The sequence below is a fragment of the Alcanivorax sp. genome (assembly GCF_002726155.1).
Lineage (GTDB): Bacteria > Pseudomonadota > Gammaproteobacteria > Pseudomonadales > Alcanivoracaceae > Alcanivorax.
This window is the reverse complement of the sequence record NZ_PBSH01000030.1, coordinates 82,768-100,338: the sequence shown is the minus strand read 5'-3', so window position 1 is coordinate 100,338 and position 17,571 is coordinate 82,768. Positions and strand designations below refer to the sequence as shown.

Below are 17,571 nucleotides of genomic sequence, written 5' to 3'. Positions count from 1 at the left end.
CTCTTGCGTTTATGGGGTTTGCTGGACGGCTGACGCCAAAAGCCTGACGCGCAAAGCCCCGCCAGAAACCTGCATCACTGCACGCCTGCCTGGCCTTGCATGTAATCCTGCCGGCCCGCCTCCCAGGCGGAGCCCAGCACGGCATCGTGATACGGGTTGGCGCCTCCCCAACCGGCATACAAACGGCCGCGTTCATAGGCCATCTCCACGGTATCCTGTTCTGATGCCTGCGGCGCTCGCCAGCGGGCCAGCCAGCGCGTGACCAGCCCCTTCACATCACTGGATACTACCAACAAACCAGGCACCAGCAGCAGGCTCACCAAGGTGGCAAACAGCACCCCGAAAGCCAGCGAGACGGCCATGGGAATCAGGAAGCGGGCTTGAACGCTGGTTTCCAGCATCAGCGGTGCGACACCGGCAAAGGTGGTGATCGACGTCAACATCACCGGCCGTAACCGTCCACTCACGCCGTCGATCACCGCCTCCCGTAACGATGCACCTTTTTCCCGGAGGTCGTTGATGGCATCGAGCAACACCAGGTTGTCATTCACCACCACGCCACTCACCGCGATGATTCCCACCAGCGACCACAGTGTCACGCTGTAACCCAGCAGAAAGTGCCCCATAAAGGCCCCCACCAGCCCAAACGGAATCGCCGCCATCACCAGCAGGGGCTGGCCATAACCGCCGAACAGAATGGTGAGCAAGAAGAAAATCGCCGCCAGCGCAATCAAATAACTGATCGACAAGTGTGACAGGAAATCCTTGATCGCCGCCTGCTTTCCCGCCACCGTCCAGCCGGCGTTATCGTCCGCTGCCATCATCGGATCCAGCAGCGCCCTGCGCAACTCTGCCATGACCAGAGCCGGAGACGTGGTGTGTTCATCCACAAAGGCACTCACCGTGGCACTGCGACGACCGTCATAGTGGCTAATCATGGCCGGCGCCTGCCGACGCGATAGCGAGGCCACGGCTGCGAGCACGGTCATTTCACCGTCCGCCAATTGCACCGGCATTCGCTCCAGATCGGTAATCTGGCGACTGTCGTCCTGAGCCAGCCGCAGCATCACCGGCACCTCCTGGTCCTGTTCAAACCAGCGATCCAGCTCAATGCCGTGGAACGCATTGCGCACCTGCGCCCCCACTTGTTCGGCCCGCAAACCGGCTCGCTCCCCTTCTTCACGCAAGTTGATATCTACAATGGTTCGCTGGGCATGCAGATTATTGGCCACCTCATGGACTCCGTCCATGCGCGCCAACGCCAACGCCGCCTGCTCGCTCATCCGCTGTAGCGTCGTCAGGTCCGGGTGGAACAGATTGATATGAATATCCGGTTTTACCTGCATCAGGCTGGCATGGAATTTCACCGACAGCGCATCGGCGATCACCCCGTGCTGATCGCGCCACCGCCGTGCGATTTCCCGGGGTGGCATGACGCTGGTATCACCGCTAATCGCCAAGGTAACCCGAACGCGATATCGCGCACCGGGATCACTAGCATTGGAGGTTTTCTGGCGCACGCCTTGTTCGGCAAACACCGCATCGATGTGGATCGGTGCCTCGGCTTGATCGCCATCAACCTCCCCTGCCAATTGGCGAGCCAGCGCCTGGGCGGAATCCTCCAGCTCTCTGACTTCCCGGGCCAGACGAGGATCACCGGTGCCCTGCGGGAACACCACTTCCGCCATCACCCGGTCTCCTTCCACCCGGGAGAACAACACCATGGTCAACCAACCGCTGTTAACCAACGCACAGCAGAAAATAAAGAGGCCCACGAATACCACCACCAACACATAACGCCAGTGCAAGCAGCGTTGCAAAATAGGCCGGGCACGCCGGTCCAGCCAGCGCTCCAGACCATCGTTAAGGCGCGTGGCCAGTTGTTCGGATTTCAGCCACAGCCCCCGTGCCGGGCGATCGTGGCTCAGGTGGGCCGGCAGAATCCACAGGGACTCCACCAGTGACAGCAACAGGATGGTCATCGAGACGATAGGGATAACCCGCATCAATGCCCCTTCCGGCCCCGGCAGGAACAGCAAGGGGGCAAAGGCAAAAAGCGTGGTCATGACCGCAAACAAAATCGGTTTCGCCACCCGTTGTGCCCCACGGATAGCCGCTTGCCCCCCGGTCAGCCCCTGGCGGCGTTGGTGATCAATGCTTTCGCCCACAATCACCGCATCATCCACCACAATCCCCAATACCAGAATAAAGGCGAACAAAGAGATAGTGTTAAAGGACTCGCCCAGCAACGGCAGCATGGCGCAGGCACCGAGCATGCACACGGGAATCCCCAATGCGACCCAGCCCGCTAACCGCAACGTCAGGAAGACGGCCAGCATCAATGTCAGCAGTACCAGCCCTTGCAAGGCGTTACGCCAGAGCAGGTTTGAGCGCTCACTGAACTGGCGAGCATCGTCGCTCCACACCTGTAACCCGACACCGGGAGGTAGATCTGCCTCTGCCAGGTAGTCACGCACAGCTCCGGCCACATCCAGCACGTTCTGATCGCCAACTCGGTACACATCCAATGCCACCGCCGGTTTGCCATCCAGCCAGGCGGCCTGGGTGTCTCGGGAAAAACCGTCCTGCACCTGGGCCACATCGCCCAGGGTCAACAAGTCCCCCTGCTCCGACTGGCGGATTACCAGTTGCTCATAAGCGCGGGCATCACCGGGTTGCTCGCCGGTCTGCAGCAGCCAGTCTCCCTTGTCGCTACGCAGCACACCGCCGGCGATGCGCTGCACGCTCTGGCTGGCTGCAGCCGCAATCCCATCCAGCGTCAACTCGTAGCGATACAGGTCATCGCGGGAGACCAGCAGCGCCATTTCCCGTTCCGGCAGGTTTTCAATATCCACGCTGGAAATAGCATCGTGGTTGAGAAGTTGCCGGCGAACCCGGTTGCCCAGCTGGTACAAATCCGTACGGGACAGGGAGCCGCTGAGCAGCAACCTCACCACCCGGTTACGCACAATCAACTCCTGCACTCGCGGGCGCGCGGCCCCCGACGGCAGGTTATCCAGAGCATCCAGGCGCGTGCGGATCTGCTCCAGTACATCGCCAGTATCATGCCCTTCCAGCACATCCAGCTGAACGCTGCATAACCCCTCGCGGGATTCGCTGATCAGCTCAGTGCCGCCCTCCACATCGTCCACCGCGGTTTCCACCGGGGTACACACGAGCGATTCCACGGTTTGCGGGGTGGCCTGGGGATACGTCACATAAATGCCGATGCGGTCCAGCGGCACATTGGGCAGGGTTTCCTGACGGGTATGAGGAATAGCCAGCAGCCCGGCCACCAGCAGGGTCATCATCAACAGGTTGGCAACCGCCCCATTTCTGGCGAACCAGGCAATGGAACGATTCATGGATGTCCCTCGCTGTTCCCGCTGTTATGGGCCAGGCCGGGCTGAGCCGGGCGCGGATCGATCCGCATGCCTTCCAGCAATTGCAGATCCCCGGCCAACACCACCGAGGTCTCGCTGTTGACTCCATCGTGGAGGTAGAGGTTGTCACTGTCCTGATGCAGTATCGCCACCGACTGACGACGCAGACGCTGGTCCTCGTCCAGCACCCAGACGAACTGATCCCCTGCCTGGGCAGAACGGGGCAACACCGCCACCGCCGGCGTTGCCACACCGCGTAGTTCCGCCTGCACCAGTACACCGGGCTCCAACGGCAATGATTGGCCGTCATTGGTGACCTGCACGATCAGGTACATCATCTGGTTGCGGTTCAGCCCCCCTTCACGGCGCACCACCTTGCCTTCCCAGTGCCCCTCCCGGCCGGCGAAACGGCCGGTCAGGATCACACTCACCGCCTCCAGTGTGCTGTCATCGCCAGGCACGATACCCAGCAAGCCAAGCCACTCATCACGGACCGGCAGGCGAATTTCCACCTGATCTTCCTGGTACAACTGGGCCAACTTGCTGCCCGCCTGCACGTGTTGCCCTGCCATCACCTGCACGGCTTTCAGGCGCCCGCTGATCGGCGCCAGCAATTCGGTCTGTTCCTGGTTACGCTCCGCCTGACGCAGGCTGGCACGGGCGGCACTCAGCCGGCTCAACGCTTCATCCAGCTGCGGCTCGAACCGGCCCAACGCCGATGAGCGCCCGGAAGCCCCTGACACCCGGGCCTTGGCCCGGGTCTGAGCCAGGTGCAGGCGCGCCGCATGGACGCTGTTCTGACGTGAGGTCACCTCCAGCGCAAAGGGCTCCGGGTCCAGCTTGAGCAACACATCGCCCGCAGCCACTCGCCCACCATCAGCAAACGCCGGCGCCACTTCCTGGATTCGCCCGGAGACCTCCAGACTCAAGGGCAGATCATGGCGCGCCGTGGCCTGCCCCTGGCTATACACCGGGATCACCACATCCTGCCAGTCCACAGTCATGGTATTGAGGGCCAACACACTATCCTGAGCCTTGGCCGGCGGCGGCGCCGGGGGCACCAGATAAAGCGAAAAAACGGCCATCGCCATGGCCAGGCTGGCCAGCAATGCCACCAGTGCTCGCAAGCTGAGGGAACGCAAACCAGCAGGCAACTTCATTCAACCACTCCCAGCCCGTTAACCCAGCGTTGTAAGCACTGGCGCACCGTGGCTTGCGGCGCGCCCAGGGATGAGTGCACTTTCAGGGACAGACTCATGCAGCCATTTACCACAATCACACCGTTGGCAACTGGATGGCTCGGGCTGCCCGGACCACAGCAGGCAAACACGGTATCTTCCCGCATCCCTGCGGAGGCAAAATCGATCTCCCACTCACCCAGGCTGGAAAAAGACCCGCAGTACCGGGTGCCTTTCTGCAGGCGCCCGCACAACCAGTTCACGCCCCGCTGGCCGATCAAACGCCCAATACGCGCCAGATGCCAATACCGCCAGTGCACATTGGCCTTGAGGTAGCCACGCACGGAACGGTCCAGCCTGGCGGCCTTGTCCTCATGGTCCACGGTAAGATAGAACGCGCTGGACAGGTTCATATCCGCGCGCAGCATGGGCACGACACCGCGCATGTTCACCGGAAAGCACCAGCTACCGGCAATACCGTGCAGCATCAAGGTGTCGCAGACCGCCCGGTGCAACGCCAGTAACAACAAGCTGTTCACCGACACCTTGTTCTGGTGAGCCCGCTGATACAGCGCGCGGGTCTGCGCCGGATTCAACCATTGCACGCAGACCGGGCTGTCTTCGACTTCTTCAGATTCGGCTTGTCCAGGGGACTCCTGCCAATGGCGCCACACCGGTTCCCGCGCAGGCAGGTCGTCCGGCAACCGTTGCCAACGCTGCCACCAACGCGGTGCCTGCTTCTGGCGGCTCAGCGGCATGGGAGGCTGTGCCACCCCGCGTTGTTTCAGGGCCTGGGCAATACCGCCCACGCCATCATGGTCCCGATGACGCAGGGCGACGGTATCGCGTTCACCACTACGCGGATCGATGAAAATAAATTCGATACGATCATCAATACCCAATACGGCGCGGGCGCGATACCACATGCCGATATAATCCACCGGCGGCCGGGACGACAGGGTGCGGGTCGACACGGTATTCACAGGCGTGCCACTTCCACATAGGGCAGGCGATCATCAAGTTGCTCACGGGGATCGCCGTCATAACTCACCAGAAAGTGATCGCTCAATAACAGACGACGGCGGTACCGGGCCGGTACCGTTGCCAATGGATCCTGGGCAAAAAAACCACACACCAGCGCATCATATCGGCCATGAAAACGATCCACGGCATGGTCAAGCAACAGACGTAACAAATCAGGCTGGTTATCTTCCACCACCACACTGTGCAAGGTGAGGTAAGACAGGATGCCGCCGGGCGCAGGCAACTTCATGCCACCGCGCAACACGCTATGGGTATTGTAGAGGTGGCGTAGAAACCGCAGGCCCCGGGCATAACCCAACACGCGCGTCTGCTTTATGCCCTGCTGATCCCAGAATCCCAGCACCCCCTTGAGCTGCCCCTTGACCCATAGCCCAAGAAAGCTTTCCGGGTTCAGTCCATAGCAATAGGCATCACCGCGTACCCGGCTGACATCCCAGTAGGGAAAGAACTGTTTGCTGGCCCCTTCGCGTTGCAACAACGCCGCCATGGCGGGCAGGTCGGCTTCACCGGTTTGCCGGATTTGCACATCTTTTGGCAGCCGGTGATGGCGCGCCCGGGTATACACCAGGCTGGTCTCGATCGTGCCGTGGGGGTAATAGGTGGGCAGCCCGGCACGGCCACTGGCCACCGATCCCAGAGAGGCCTCGTTGTCGCGCAGCACCGTGGTCTGCATCCACTCGCCCTCGGACAGCTGCTTGCGCAACTGGCGAAACAGGCGGTGTAGCACCAGGCCATTACGGAATTGCGGCGCGATACGTAAATCGTGCGCATAGCGAATCGCTTTGACTTCGCCATTCACCCACAGGTGCCGCCAGCCCACATTGTAGACAGCGCCCAGTTCACCGGCGCCCCCCTTGGGCTCAGCCACCCACACGTCCGGCTGTTCGCAGGTCACCTGGGCGCCCCGGAAGTAATCCGGATGCCGTTCAAAATTCAGGGTCACCGCGCCGTGCTGGGGTGTCCCCTGCAGCAACGCCAGGATGGCCCCGTTATCCTGGTCACAGGCAGGCCGGATGCGGTAGCTCATGCCGTCACTCCGGATTCCTGTGTTTGTTCCGAGCGCGCTTCCAGCCAGGTCGGCACCGCTCCTGCCCAGTACTGCAGGGACTCCATCTTGATATTACCTTCGATCATGCCGCGTTGACGGCAATGCTGCAGATAACGCTCACGCATGCCCGGATGAATAACGCAGCGCAACGGCGCGAGCTGCCCCAGATTGCGTGCCAGCTGGTAATGAAAATGCAATTGCAGCGCCGACTCCATCTGCACCGCGATATGTTGGGCAGCGGCCAGGTTTTCCCCTTCCAGCAACAGCACATAGCCAGGCAAACCCTGCACGGATTGATCCACCGCCACCGTGCATACCGGTAGCAATTCCTCCGGTAACGCCAAGGCTGCCATGGCACCATCTACAGCTGCCGCCGTCATTTTTTCGCCGACCAGATCGGTGGTTCCTGCTCGCCCAAGGAAACGCAGGCTGGGGATTCCGCCGACAAAATCATCCACTTCCACCAGATCTTTCAGCCGGTAACGCAACAAGCCGCTGCCGGTACTCAGCAACGGCATCACCTGCTGCCCGGCCTCCAATTCCCAGGGCGCGAAGATACGGCCGTCGGCAGGGTCCTGGAATTCATACACGTGACTGCGATACGCCAGCGGATAACGTCCTGCATAGGGAATGGTGACCACGCCTTCGGTGGCCCACAGTCCTTTACCCTGAAACGCGGCCTGGGGAAGTAAAGCATGCAGCTCTTTCGCCCACGGCGTGGAAGCTGCCGTATCCCAGGCGCTCACCAGTGCCAATTTCGGCCACAACGCCGTCAGGAAGTCCGCGCTCAATCGACCGTCCCACTCTCGCAACAAGGCTCCCGTTTGCGGTGACCAAGGACAGGAATCCACCGCACCGCCGAGCATGCGATTCCCCCAGGATCCGGTGCTAAGCACCTCTGCCAGCTCCTCTCGCCACTGTGCCATGGCACGCAGCATCCCCAAGCCGAAAGTGGGACTCCAGATCGAAAGCATGGACAAGCCGGGATCGCTGACCAGATAGGCAAGGGTGGCAAACAGGGAATCATCGGAGGTTCTGGCCAGCGCCACATCCTGCGGCACACACTGGGTCGCTCCGGCCAGCAAGCGCTTGCCCATGGACATCAGCTGAATGTCGTCATTCACATCCTCGCGCATATTGTCGCGCAGCGAGGTGGGCACCCAGGACATGGACCAGTAATGGCGCCCCTGCACCAGCCGGGGGTACTGCCGGTATAAATCCACAATCCAGGGGCTGATCGCCGCATCCAGTTCACCGAGAAACTGGCGTGTATAGGGAATCCACTTAATCGCGGACGTGGAGCCACTGGTTGGCTGGCAGCGAACCAACGGGGAATCGATCAAGCGACAATCACCTTGTTCGCGCGACAAGGTAATCGCATCCGCCCATTGCTCATAGTCCGTAACCGGCTGCCGGTCCGCAAACGTCTCCCACGACCAGTCACCCCGAATGCCGTTTCGATGCCCCAGCGGGCTGGCTGCCACACGCTTGAGCAGCGCGGCCTGTTTCTGTCGCTGTACCGATTCCAACCGCTCACGGCCAACCGAGAAACGACGCTCACCTGGCCAGGCGGCCAGTTTAAGAAGACGATGTCCAAACATGGTTTTTCCTGGCTTATTCTCAGGCCGCAGATGCCACTGCGGGCTTGGATTTACGGCGTTTTTTTTGCCATAGCTGGAACGGATAGCTAACCAGAAGTTTCAGGTTCACCTGCCCGATACAGGGCAATTCCGTACCGCGCTGCCAGGAGGGGTTCTGTTTTTCAAAGAACTGGATTTTTTCATTACCCAGCCGCATTTCATCGGAAATACCGGCCACATCGGATTTCAGGTGCGTATAGCCTTCGCCAAAATCTAGAAGACGACGCTGATTGCAGTAATAATCAGAAAAGAGAGATTGGCAGTACGCATCGACCAGCGGCGCTAAACGCTGATCCTTTCCCTCAGGGTTGGGATAATAATTATGGAAATTATTCGCCAGTAGCAAATAGGTTTTATATCCCTTGGAAATGAGCAACCAGAACATGGGGCGGAAAGGGTGGCGTATTTTTTCGCGGATCATACGGAAGAAAAACTTTACCTGAAGTGCTTTGCTTCCCCAGTATTTTTCTTCAATGATGGTGTCGCCACTAAACACGCCTTTTACCCTGCGACCCTCTACGTTCATGTCGAGAATCTTCAAGGTAGAGAAACCAACCACTCGCTTGGTTGCTTTCTCTTCCACTAAAAATACGCCGCTCTTTTCCACCATATCCTGACAAAAAAGATCCAGACTTATATTTTCGTAGTACCCGGAGTAAATCTCATACATTCTTCGCATTATGGGTACCGATACCTTGGACAGAGGCAGATATCTGGCTTTCAGGTTAGATGCATTTTCCCGTTGCATTTTCCCGCTCCATGATTATTTTTATGCCTTAAAAAGCGGTGCTCATGATCTACACGGGCCGTGAATTACTTAATAGTCAAAGCGGCCATTTTTTTGTTAAAAATGGCAACACTGGTTTAAACCAGTAACAATAACGCGTCCGATGAGACGCGTATCACAAGTAAAATAACAACAATGTCAGGCCACATGGCCGAGGCAAAAAAAATGAAAAACAATGGAATGGCACTGGACGTTCCGCTAATTTCTATTCGCTATGCCCGCCGTTTTTTACGGTTCACACAAAAACAGGGAATAAGTGGAACTATCGTACTCAAAGAAGCCAACATTGATCCCGCTGTATTGAATAACCCTGATGCCTTTGTGACCATGAGGCAGCTACTCACCATGCTCCGCCATGCCGACACTCTTCTCAAAGACGACACCGCCTCATTTCGCTTTGGCCAGGAACTGGATTTACAGGGCCATGGCCTGCTGGGTTTTGCCCTGCTTCGCCAACAGGATTACCGCAAGCTGGTTAATATGGTGGTGCAATATCTTCGCGTTTCATTACCTATCATGGATATGGAGATTCACTGCACGGGCGAAGACATCTCCATTCGCCTGCATGACAACTGGGACTTGGGTGAGCTAAGACCCTTCGTTACCAACATCTACATGGGCAGCATTCATGCACTGGCATCGCTTGTCTGTCGCCATTTCACGTTTGAATATGATTTTCCGTGCCCAGCCAAAGCCTCCAGTTTCCAGCATCTGGGCGATGGCATCGAAATGAAATTCAACTGTGAGCACAACCGCGTACTGCTTCCCCTATCGGGTCGTCAGGCTCGTGATGATGACGCCACGGTGGCCAACTATCTGGCTACGGCCCAGTCTCAGGAGCAGGCCCGGGGCGATGAAAGTCTCAAGGTAGTCATTCAGGTACGCCATGAAATCCGCAACGCTCCCGGCCGAGACAGCACCCTGGAACGGGTAGCCGCCAAGCTGGGCATGAGCCCTCGCTCTGTGCGCCGCCATTTAAGCCTGTCCGGATTTGCCTTCAGCGGCCTTCGCAATGAAATTCGTGAAATGTTTGCCTCCCGCTACCTGGTGGACACCGATATGGCACTGGAAAAAATTGCTGAGTATCTGGGCTACAGCGATCAGGCCAGTTTCAGCAAGGCCTACCGGGGCTGGACAGGACACACCCCCGGAGAAATCCGCCGCAACGCCAAAGCACCGCCTCCTTACTGGGACAGCGCAGAAGAACCAAATGTACCCGACGGCGGCCCCCCCTCTCAGCCGGGCCATTGACTTAATATCCCGCATTCCTGACGCTTGGTGTTTTTGCGTTCCCCGATCCTGGCACTAGTATCGGGAAACGCTCCCGGCGTCAGCCAACATACTAGCAATAACAATCAGGAAGAGACTGATGAAGAAGCTGTTCACCGCCGTTGTCACGGCCTGTGCGCTCACTGCCTCCCTCTCCGTGCAGGCAGAGACGATTAAACGCAAAATCTGTGTATTCGATATTGTCGGCAATGTGGGCCCGGTCATGGGCGCCATGAAAGACTGGAAAGCCGCCGCACTGGACTGGGGCCTGGAAACCGAGCTGGTGCCCTACACCAACGAAGCTATTGCTGCTGAGGACCTGAAAGCCGGTGTGTGTGATGCCTCCTTGATTACCGGTATCCGCGGCCGGGCGTTCAACAAATACGCCGGCACGGTGGATTCCATTGGCGCCATCCCCTCCATGGATCACATGAAAGTGGTCCTTCAGGTGCTCTCTCACCCACAGAGCGCAGACAAACTGTCACAGGGCTCCTACCAGATCATGGGGATTGCGCCTGCCGGTGCTGCGTATGTATTCGTTAACGATCGCCAGGTGAATTCCCTGGCCAAAGCGGCCGGCAAGAAAGTCGCCGTGCTGGAATATGATGAAACCCAGGCCAAGCTGGTTTCCCAGGTCGGCGCTACTCCGGTTGCCTCGGACATCACCAATTTCTCCACCAAGTTCAACAATGGGGTGGTAGACGTGATCGCTGCGCCACTGGTTGCCTACAACGCGCTGGAACTCTACAAGGGCCTGAGCCCGGACGGTGGCATCATCAATTATCCGCTGGCCCAGTTGACCATTCAGCTGATCGCCAAGAAAGACAAGTTCCCGGCAGACATGGCGCAAAAATCCCGTGAGTATTTCTACAACAACCTGCACCGCATCACCGATCAGCTGGACAAAGAAGCTCAGCACGTGGACAAGCGTTGGTGGGTAGAAATCCCCGATGCCGACAAGGCCGAGTACGAAGTGATGATGCAGGAAGCCCGCAACCAGCTTCGTGACGAAGGTTACTACGACCCGGCTATGCTGACTCTGTTGCGCAAGGTGCGCTGCAAAATGGCGCCGGCACGGGCGGAGTGTACTTAAAGGGAGACGCGACACGCTGCATGCTGCACGCAAGGCTCGCTTACAACAAAGAGGCCGCGCCCAAACTCATGGACGCGGCCTCTTTCGTTTCAGATTGCGACACTCTCGGCCCGCGCTGTTGCGTGCAGCATGAAGCGTGTCGCGTCTCTTAAAGCCCCATTTGTTTGGCAATCACTTCGTTCATGATTTCATGGGTGCCACCGCCGATGGACAGAATGCGGTTGTCGCGGAACAAACGTTCTACCACCGTGCCGCGCATGTAACCGCTGCCACCAAATAACTGCACCGCGTCATAAGTCACCCGATCCGCGCAGCGGGTTGCCACATTCTTCGCCATGGACACATCCAGCACACAGTTTTCACCGGCTGCAATCTTTGCGGCCACACGATAGGTAAACTCGGTGCTGGCTTTCACATCCGTCGCCATTTCCGCCAGCTTGTGGCGAGTCACCTGGAAGCCGGCAAGAGGACGACCAAAGGCTTCCCGCTCTTTCACATACTTCATGGCTTCATCCAGCGCCAATTGGGCGGTGCTGTTTGCCGTCACCGCCAGAATCAAACGCTCCATCTGGAAATTGCTCATGATGCAATAGAAGCCACCATTTTCCGGGCCGATCAGGTTTTCCGCCGGCACCCGGCAATCCTCGAAAAACAATTCGGCCGTGTCAGAGGCCCACCAGCCCATTTTTTTCAGCCTGCGACCCACCGTAAAGCCCGGCGTCCCTTTCTCGATCAACAGCAGGCTGATGCCGCCGTATCCCTTGTCGCCGGTACGAACCGCCACGGTGTAATAATCTGCTCGCACACCACTGGTGATAAAGGTCTTGGCGCCGTTCACCACATAGTGGTCGCCATCACGCACGGCACGGGTTTGCAGGTTCGCCACGTCAGAGCCCCCATTGGGTTCCGTGATGGCCAGAGCAGAGATTTTGTCACCACTGATCACCTCAGGAATAACCCGCTGCTTCATGGCTTCACTACCCCACTTCCAAACCGGCGGCAGACCGATATCCAGGGAGCCAAGGCTTGCGCACAGCCCACCCGAAGAACAGCGCACCAGCTCTTCACAGGCAGCGATCTTCATGAAGACGTCTTCGCCTGTACCGCCAAATTCCTCCGGGGCATTAATGCCGAGAATGCCTGCGTCCGCCGCCGTCTTGTACAACTCACGGGGAAACTCCCCGGCTTCTTCCCAGTCATCCACGTCCGGGAGAATTTCCCGTTCGACGAATTTGCGGACGGTATCGCGCACCATCTGGTGGGTTTCATTGAAATAGTTCAGGGCGCTCACAGGGCCTCCTTTCGTTCATCCATTGCGCACAACCTAGCGCTTGCTTGGTTGCTAACATAGCATGAATTCGCAACAGGCTTCACGCTCCGCGCACAAAACGAAAAATACGGGAAGATGGCTCGTCACAACAGAAAGCTGGAACAGCCTGCCTGGCCGGAAGACAGGGGGCTGGCCGGAGAATCGGGTGGGGTTCTGCTGAAGAAACGGCGTCGTTAGTGGGTTGTTGTGTCGTGCGGCGCTACAGCTTTGCTGTACTTATTCAAACGGCCGACGCCCCTTCAGCGCCTGCGCCAGGGTGGCACCATCCACGAATTCCAGCTCCCCCCCCATGGGGACGCCCTGAGCAATACGACTGACACCCACCCCCGCGTCCTGGGCCAGGTCCAGCACATAGTGCGCGGTCGCTTCGCCTTCCACGGTGGTGCCGGTCGCCAGAATCAACTCGCTGATCTGTCCTTCATTGAGACGTTGTTCAAGCACATCCAGTCCCAACTCACGGGGGCCCACACCATCCAGGGGCGATAACTCTCCCATCAGCACAAAATATTGCCCCCGGTATTCGCCGGATTGCTCAAACGCCAGCACGTCCCCAGGGGTCGCAACGATGCACACCAGCGACGCATCCCGGCGGGGGTCATCGCATACCGGGCAGAGTTCCGCTTCTGCATAATTGCGGCATCGTTGACAATGCTGCACACCGTCCATGGCGGCATGCAGGGCATCCCCCAACCGCCGCCCGGATTCACGGCCGCGGTCCAACAGTGCATAGGCCATGCGCTGGGCAGAACGGGGGCCGACTCCGGGCAGGCAAGTAAAGGCATTGATCAGCTGGTCCACCAGCGGCGCGTGTTTCACAGTCTCGGCGTCCCGTCGATGGCTTAGGGCTTGAAACCTGGCGGGAAGGGAAAGCCCCCTGCCATGTTCTGCATGTTGTCCTGCTGCTGTTTTTCCACCCGGCGCACCGCATCATTCACGGCAGCGGCGAGCAGGTCTTCCAGCAATTCCTTGTCTTCACTCATCAGGCTGGCATCAATATCCACGCCTTTCACATCGTGCCGACCGTTCATGGTGACCTTCACCAGGCCCGCACCGGACTCGCCCACCACTTCACTGTTGGCGGCCTCGTCCTGCATTTTCTTCATTTTCTCCTGCATGGCCTGGGCCTGCTGCATGAGATTGTTAATATCGAAATCCATGGTTTACTCCACTAATAACGCATCAGGCTGCACGCTTCACGCAACACGGCCAAAAAACAAAAGCGGTTTTACCGTGTTGCGTGTTGCACATCGCGTGCAGCGTTTCTCATTCCACTGTCTCTTTCGGAGTGACGCTTTCTTCGTCCAATCGCCCCGCAAAGGTTGTAACCAACTGCTGCACCACCGGGTCGGCGTGCAGGGTAGCCTTGGCCTGGGCCAGCAATTCCTTCCGGCGTGCTTCGGCCATTAGTTCCGGGGTCGCCCCCGGCTGCTGTTCAAATTCCACTTGAACCTGAATACGACGCTGGAAGTAATTACCCAGCGCACCGCTCAGTTCCTCCAGCCGCTCCCGGTTAACCAGCACCTGATGCCCAGGGCTGATCCGCAGCGTCCAGACACTTTCCTCTCGGCTGATAAGCACCGCATTGCGGGCGATATTACGCACCGTGCCATCCACATCCAGACGCAACAGCAAGGCCGCCCACCAAGTGGCAACTTCCGCTTCCGTGGTCGGCTCTGCCAGTGGCGCCAGACTTTCTTCCGGTTCCGGTTCCGGTTCCGGAGCAGGCTCAGGCTCACTCTGTGGCAGCACAGCAGCCACTGGCGGGCTCTCGGCAGCAGGCTCCGCTTGCCGCGCTTCCACCTCGGCCAAAGCCGCAGAGGCCGAACGGGATGACTGAGTTGACGACGGAGAAGACGGAACCGGGCTCTCATCCCAGGGCGGGGCATCCTCTGCAGATGCAGGGGCTGCAACCGCCTCAACGGGAGCGGCTTGCGGGGCAGACACGGCAACGGACGGAGCTGGCTCCGAGGCCGCCGGGGTAGCAACAGGCGCAGACGACGTCGCAGTGGCAGGCGGGCTGTTCAGCAAGGCACGCAAATCCGGCTTACCGCCGGGCTCTGCCGACGGCGCTGCCGCTTCAGGCTTTTTTGCGGCGGGGCTGTCCCCCTGCACCAGCACGCCTTTAGGCGTAAATAGCACCATGCGCAACAGCAGCATTTCCAGTGCTGCACGGCTATCCGGTGCATCCTGCAGGTCTCGGCGACCACGCAAGGCCACATCGTAATACAGTTGAATCTGTTCTGCGGTCAGTGCGGCCGCCAGCTGTTGCTGGGTCTCGTCGTAGCTGCCCGGCACCGCCTGGCACACCGCCAGCTGGTGAAGCTGGCTGATCAGTTCATCCAGCAAGGCCAGCTCGCCTGGACAATGCTCGCTGACCGTCGCCAGCGCCTGCAACACACCACCGGGCTCCTGCTCCGCCAGCGCCACCAGCAGCGTCAGTACGTGATTGCGGTCCACCGTGCCCAGCATGGCGTTCACCGCCTCACTGCTGAGTTGCTCACTGCCGAAGGCAATCGCCTGATCCGTCAGGCTCAACGCATCGCGCATGGAACCCTGAGCCGCTTTACCCAACGACAGCAGTGCCGGCTCTTCGTAGCGAATCATTTCCTTGTCGAGCAAGGCTTTCAGGTGCCCGGCAATCTGCTCGGCCGGCAACGCCTTGAGACTGAACTGCAAACAGCGGGACAGCACGGTCACCGGCAGTTTCTGCGGATCGGTGGTGGCCAGCAGGAATTTCACATGGGGAGGCGGTTCTTCCAGGGTTTTCAGCAACGCATTGAACGAATGCGCCGAGAGCATGTGCACCTCATCGATCAGGTACACCTTGTAGCGGCCCCGGGTCGGTGCGTACTGCACGTTATCGAGCAGCTCGCGGGTGTCTTCCACCTTGGTTCGGCTGGCCGCATCCACTTCGATCAGGTCCACGAAGCGCCCGTCAGTAATTTCCTGACAGGTGGGGCATACGCCGCAAGGACGAGCGCTGACACCCTGTTCGCAGTTCAGACAACGAGAGAGAATACGGGCAATGGTGGTTTTCCCCACCCCGCGCGTCCCCGTGAACAGGTAGGCATGGTGCAAGCGATCCTGATCCAGGGCGTGCATCAGGGCCCGTGAAACGTGCTCCTGCCCCACCAGTTCATCGAAGGTACGGGGGCGGTATTTACGGGCAAGGACCTGATAACTCATAGCACTCCAGCGGCAATCATGGCCACCAATACAAAGGGATTGGAATCAGAGCGCTTATGCTATCGAAGTTCCCGGGGGGAGGACAGTGGGAGAAGCGTGTTACGTGAAAGCGAACGGCGTGTAGCGGAGAGATTAGAGCGGTCTTCCCGCCAGCCGCACCCCGGCACACAAGTCCACTGCTACCGTTGCTCCCTTCCGGGCCTGGCGGGGTTCGCAGCTTATCGTTGCGGGGGGACCGACGGGTCGACCATAACGCGTTTCGGGCATGGCAGCCGCGAAACGAGCGCGCATTGTGGCGAATGCCCACGGCTATTGCAAGAGAACAGCAGGGCATCGGCAATCAGCTGGCTAAACCTTGAACAGGCTGGCTCCACTCGAGCCGCAGGACTACACTCGAAGTAACAAGAGCAGGGCCGCAGACAAGGCGCAAGCGCCCTGCCCGGCCTATCCGCGGACAGGGAGGCACCATGGACAACCATCCCACCATTCGCATTGCCATCAATGGTTTCGGCCGCATCGGTCGCTGCCTGGTTCGGGCTCTCAGTGAACACCCGGCACGGGAGCGTTTTGAACTGGTCGCCATCAATGACCTGGCCGATTTCAATGTGCTTGCTCACCTTCTGGCCTTTGATACCACCCACGGCCGCTGGCCCTATTCCGTCCATTACGACGGCGACGCCATGGAGATTGATGGCTGCCGGGTCCCCTGCTACGCCACCACCGACCTGGATCAACTGCCCTGGGGCGAACACGCTGTGGATCTGGTGCTGGAGTGCAGTGGTCGCTACAAGCAGCACGCACAACTTCAGGGTCATCTGAACGCTGGCGCCCGCCGCGTGCTGGTGAGCTACCCGGTGGACGATGCCGATGCCATGGTGGTGTACGGCGTTAACCACGGCATGCTTGATGATAGCCAGCAGATCGTTTCCAACGCCTCCTGCACCACCAACTGCCTGGCGCCACTGGTTGATGTGCTCGACCGGGCTTTCACGGTAAAACAGGGATTGATGACCACGATCCACAGCTACACCAACGACCAGAACCTGGTGGACAAGGCCCACGGCGATTTGCTGCGCGCGCGTGCAGCGGCAGTCAACATGATTCCCACCGGTACCGGCGCCGCCAGGGCGGTGGGCAAAGTACTCCCGCATCTGGCCGGTAGACTGGACGGCATGGCGGTGCGCGTGCCCACGCTGAACGTGTCGCTGGTGGACATGACGCTACTGCTGGAACAGCCCGTCACGGTGGAAGGTGTCCATGAGAACCTGAGCAATGCCGCCCATGGGGATTTACAGGGCGTATTGGCGATGAACCATCTGGCCCTGGTTTCCAGCGACTTCAATCACCTGCCGTATTCGTGCGTGGTGGACACCAATCACACACGGGTACTGGGCCCACAGCTGAAACTGCTGGCCTGGTACGACAACGAATGGGGGTTCAGTCACCGCATGCTGGATGTGGCGGCGTATTGGATGGAAACGTTGACGCCTGACGCCTGACGCCTGACGCCTGACGCCTGACGCCTGACGCCTGACGCCTGACGCCTGACGCCTGACGCCAATCAGTGTAAGGACCACTTGTCGCGTCAAGCGTCCTGGCGGTGATTTCTTTGC

At 59.2% G+C, this 17,571-nt stretch carries 13 protein-coding genes and 1 other RNA gene; 3 read left to right on the top strand and 11 right to left on the bottom strand.

Features of this window, described 5'->3' with window-relative positions; genetic code table 11:
- Positions 1-74 precede the first annotated feature (74 nt).
- The 6 genes from CL546_RS08955 to CL546_RS08930 are packed head-to-tail and all read right to left on the bottom strand — an operon-like array spanning position 75 to position 9,041.
- Positions 75-3,365, bottom strand: coding sequence for an efflux RND transporter permease subunit (locus CL546_RS08955; protein ID WP_290494226.1), 3,291 nt, complete (start codon positions 3,363-3,365; stop codon positions 75-77).
- Positions 3,362-4,543: an efflux RND transporter periplasmic adaptor subunit gene (locus CL546_RS08950; RefSeq protein ID WP_290494224.1), complete on the bottom strand. Its 1,182-nt coding sequence runs from the start codon at positions 4,541-4,543 to the stop codon at positions 3,362-3,364. The genes CL546_RS08955 and CL546_RS08950 overlap by 4 nt, the downstream gene beginning before the upstream one ends.
- Positions 4,540-5,544 (bottom strand): hypothetical protein, encoded by a 1,005-nt coding sequence (locus CL546_RS08945; protein WP_290494222.1) that lies wholly within the window; start codon positions 5,542-5,544, stop codon positions 4,540-4,542. Before CL546_RS08945 ends, CL546_RS08950 begins: the two co-directional genes overlap by 4 nt.
- Positions 5,541-6,632: a GNAT family N-acetyltransferase gene (locus CL546_RS08940; protein ID WP_290494220.1), complete on the bottom strand. Its 1,092-nt coding sequence runs from the start codon at positions 6,630-6,632 to the stop codon at positions 5,541-5,543. Before CL546_RS08940 ends, CL546_RS08945 begins: the two co-directional genes overlap by 4 nt.
- Positions 6,629-8,254, bottom strand: a complete 1,626-nt coding sequence (locus CL546_RS08935) for a GH3 family acyl-acid amido synthetase (RefSeq protein WP_290494219.1) — start codon at positions 8,252-8,254, stop codon at positions 6,629-6,631. Before CL546_RS08935 ends, CL546_RS08940 begins: the two co-directional genes overlap by 4 nt.
- A 19-nt stretch (positions 8,255-8,273) precedes the next feature.
- Positions 8,274-9,041 (bottom strand): hypothetical protein, encoded by a 768-nt coding sequence (locus CL546_RS08930; RefSeq protein ID WP_290494217.1) that lies wholly within the window; start codon positions 9,039-9,041, stop codon positions 8,274-8,276.
- A 204-nt stretch (positions 9,042-9,245) separates the two neighbouring features.
- Here CL546_RS08930 and CL546_RS08925 point away from each other — a divergent pair, with 204 nt between their 5' ends.
- Positions 9,246-10,331, top strand: a complete 1,086-nt coding sequence (locus CL546_RS08925; RefSeq protein WP_290494215.1) for a helix-turn-helix domain-containing protein — start codon at positions 9,246-9,248, stop codon at positions 10,329-10,331.
- 118 nt (positions 10,332-10,449) lie between these two features.
- On the top strand, positions 10,450-11,442 hold the full coding sequence (locus CL546_RS08920) for a putative solute-binding protein (protein ID WP_290494213.1): 993 nt from the start codon (positions 10,450-10,452) through the stop codon (positions 11,440-11,442).
- 148 nt (positions 11,443-11,590) lie between these two features.
- On the opposite strand, the gene CL546_RS08915 is transcribed toward CL546_RS08920, so the two are convergent.
- The 5 genes from CL546_RS08915 to ffs all read right to left on the bottom strand — a co-directional run bounded on the left by CL546_RS08915 (position 11,591) and on the right by ffs (position 16,199).
- On the bottom strand, positions 11,591-12,733 hold the full coding sequence (locus CL546_RS08915; protein WP_290494211.1) for an acyl-CoA dehydrogenase family protein: 1,143 nt from the start codon (positions 12,731-12,733) through the stop codon (positions 11,591-11,593).
- A gap of 255 nt (positions 12,734-12,988) precedes the next feature.
- Positions 12,989-13,588, bottom strand: coding sequence for a recombination mediator RecR (recR, locus tag CL546_RS08910; protein WP_290494209.1), 600 nt, complete (start codon positions 13,586-13,588; stop codon positions 12,989-12,991).
- 23 nt (positions 13,589-13,611) lie between these two features.
- Complete coding sequence (locus CL546_RS08905) at positions 13,612-13,929, bottom strand: YbaB/EbfC family nucleoid-associated protein (RefSeq protein ID WP_007149395.1); 318 nt, start codon at positions 13,927-13,929, stop codon at positions 13,612-13,614.
- 106 nt (positions 13,930-14,035) lie between these two features.
- Complete coding sequence (dnaX, locus tag CL546_RS08900; RefSeq protein WP_290494206.1) at positions 14,036-15,958, bottom strand: DNA polymerase III subunit gamma/tau; 1,923 nt, start codon at positions 15,956-15,958, stop codon at positions 14,036-14,038.
- A 144-nt stretch (positions 15,959-16,102) separates the two neighbouring features.
- Positions 16,103-16,199: signal recognition particle sRNA small type (ffs, locus tag CL546_RS08895), an RNA gene on the bottom strand.
- A gap of 226 nt (positions 16,200-16,425) precedes the next feature.
- Here ffs and gap point away from each other — a divergent pair.
- Positions 16,426-17,457 carry a type I glyceraldehyde-3-phosphate dehydrogenase gene (gene gap / locus CL546_RS08890; RefSeq protein WP_290494204.1) on the top strand — a complete coding sequence of 344 codons (1,032 nt, stop codon included), beginning with the start codon at positions 16,426-16,428 and terminating at the stop codon, positions 17,455-17,457.
- Positions 17,458-17,571: the final 114 nt, after the last annotated feature.

Excerpts from the sequence above, each read along its gene's own strand:
- CL546_RS08940 (WP_290494220.1), bottom strand. The coding sequence starts at position 6,632 with ATGAGCTACCGCATCCGGCCTGCCTGTGACCAGGATAACGGGGCCATC.
- CL546_RS08955 (WP_290494226.1), bottom strand. The coding sequence starts at position 3,365 with ATGAATCGTTCCATTGCCTGGTTCGCCAGAAATGGGGCGGTTGCCAAC.
- CL546_RS08930 (WP_290494217.1), bottom strand. The coding sequence starts at position 9,041 with ATGCAACGGGAAAATGCATCTAACCTGAAAGCCAGATATCTGCCTCTG.
- CL546_RS08920 (WP_290494213.1), top strand. The coding sequence starts at position 10,450 with ATGAAGAAGCTGTTCACCGCCGTTGTCACGGCCTGTGCGCTCACTGCC.
- CL546_RS08925 (WP_290494215.1), top strand. The coding sequence starts at position 9,246 with ATGAAAAACAATGGAATGGCACTGGACGTTCCGCTAATTTCTATTCGC.
- gap (WP_290494204.1), top strand. The coding sequence starts at position 16,426 with ATGGACAACCATCCCACCATTCGCATTGCCATCAATGGTTTCGGCCGC.
- CL546_RS08935 (WP_290494219.1), bottom strand. The coding sequence starts at position 8,254 with ATGTTTGGACATCGTCTTCTTAAACTGGCCGCCTGGCCAGGTGAGCGT.
- CL546_RS08905 (WP_007149395.1), bottom strand. The coding sequence starts at position 13,929 with ATGGATTTCGATATTAACAATCTCATGCAGCAGGCCCAGGCCATGCAG.
- CL546_RS08950 (WP_290494224.1), bottom strand. The coding sequence starts at position 4,543 with ATGAAGTTGCCTGCTGGTTTGCGTTCCCTCAGCTTGCGAGCACTGGTG.
- dnaX (WP_290494206.1), bottom strand. The coding sequence starts at position 15,958 with ATGAGTTATCAGGTCCTTGCCCGTAAATACCGCCCCCGTACCTTCGAT.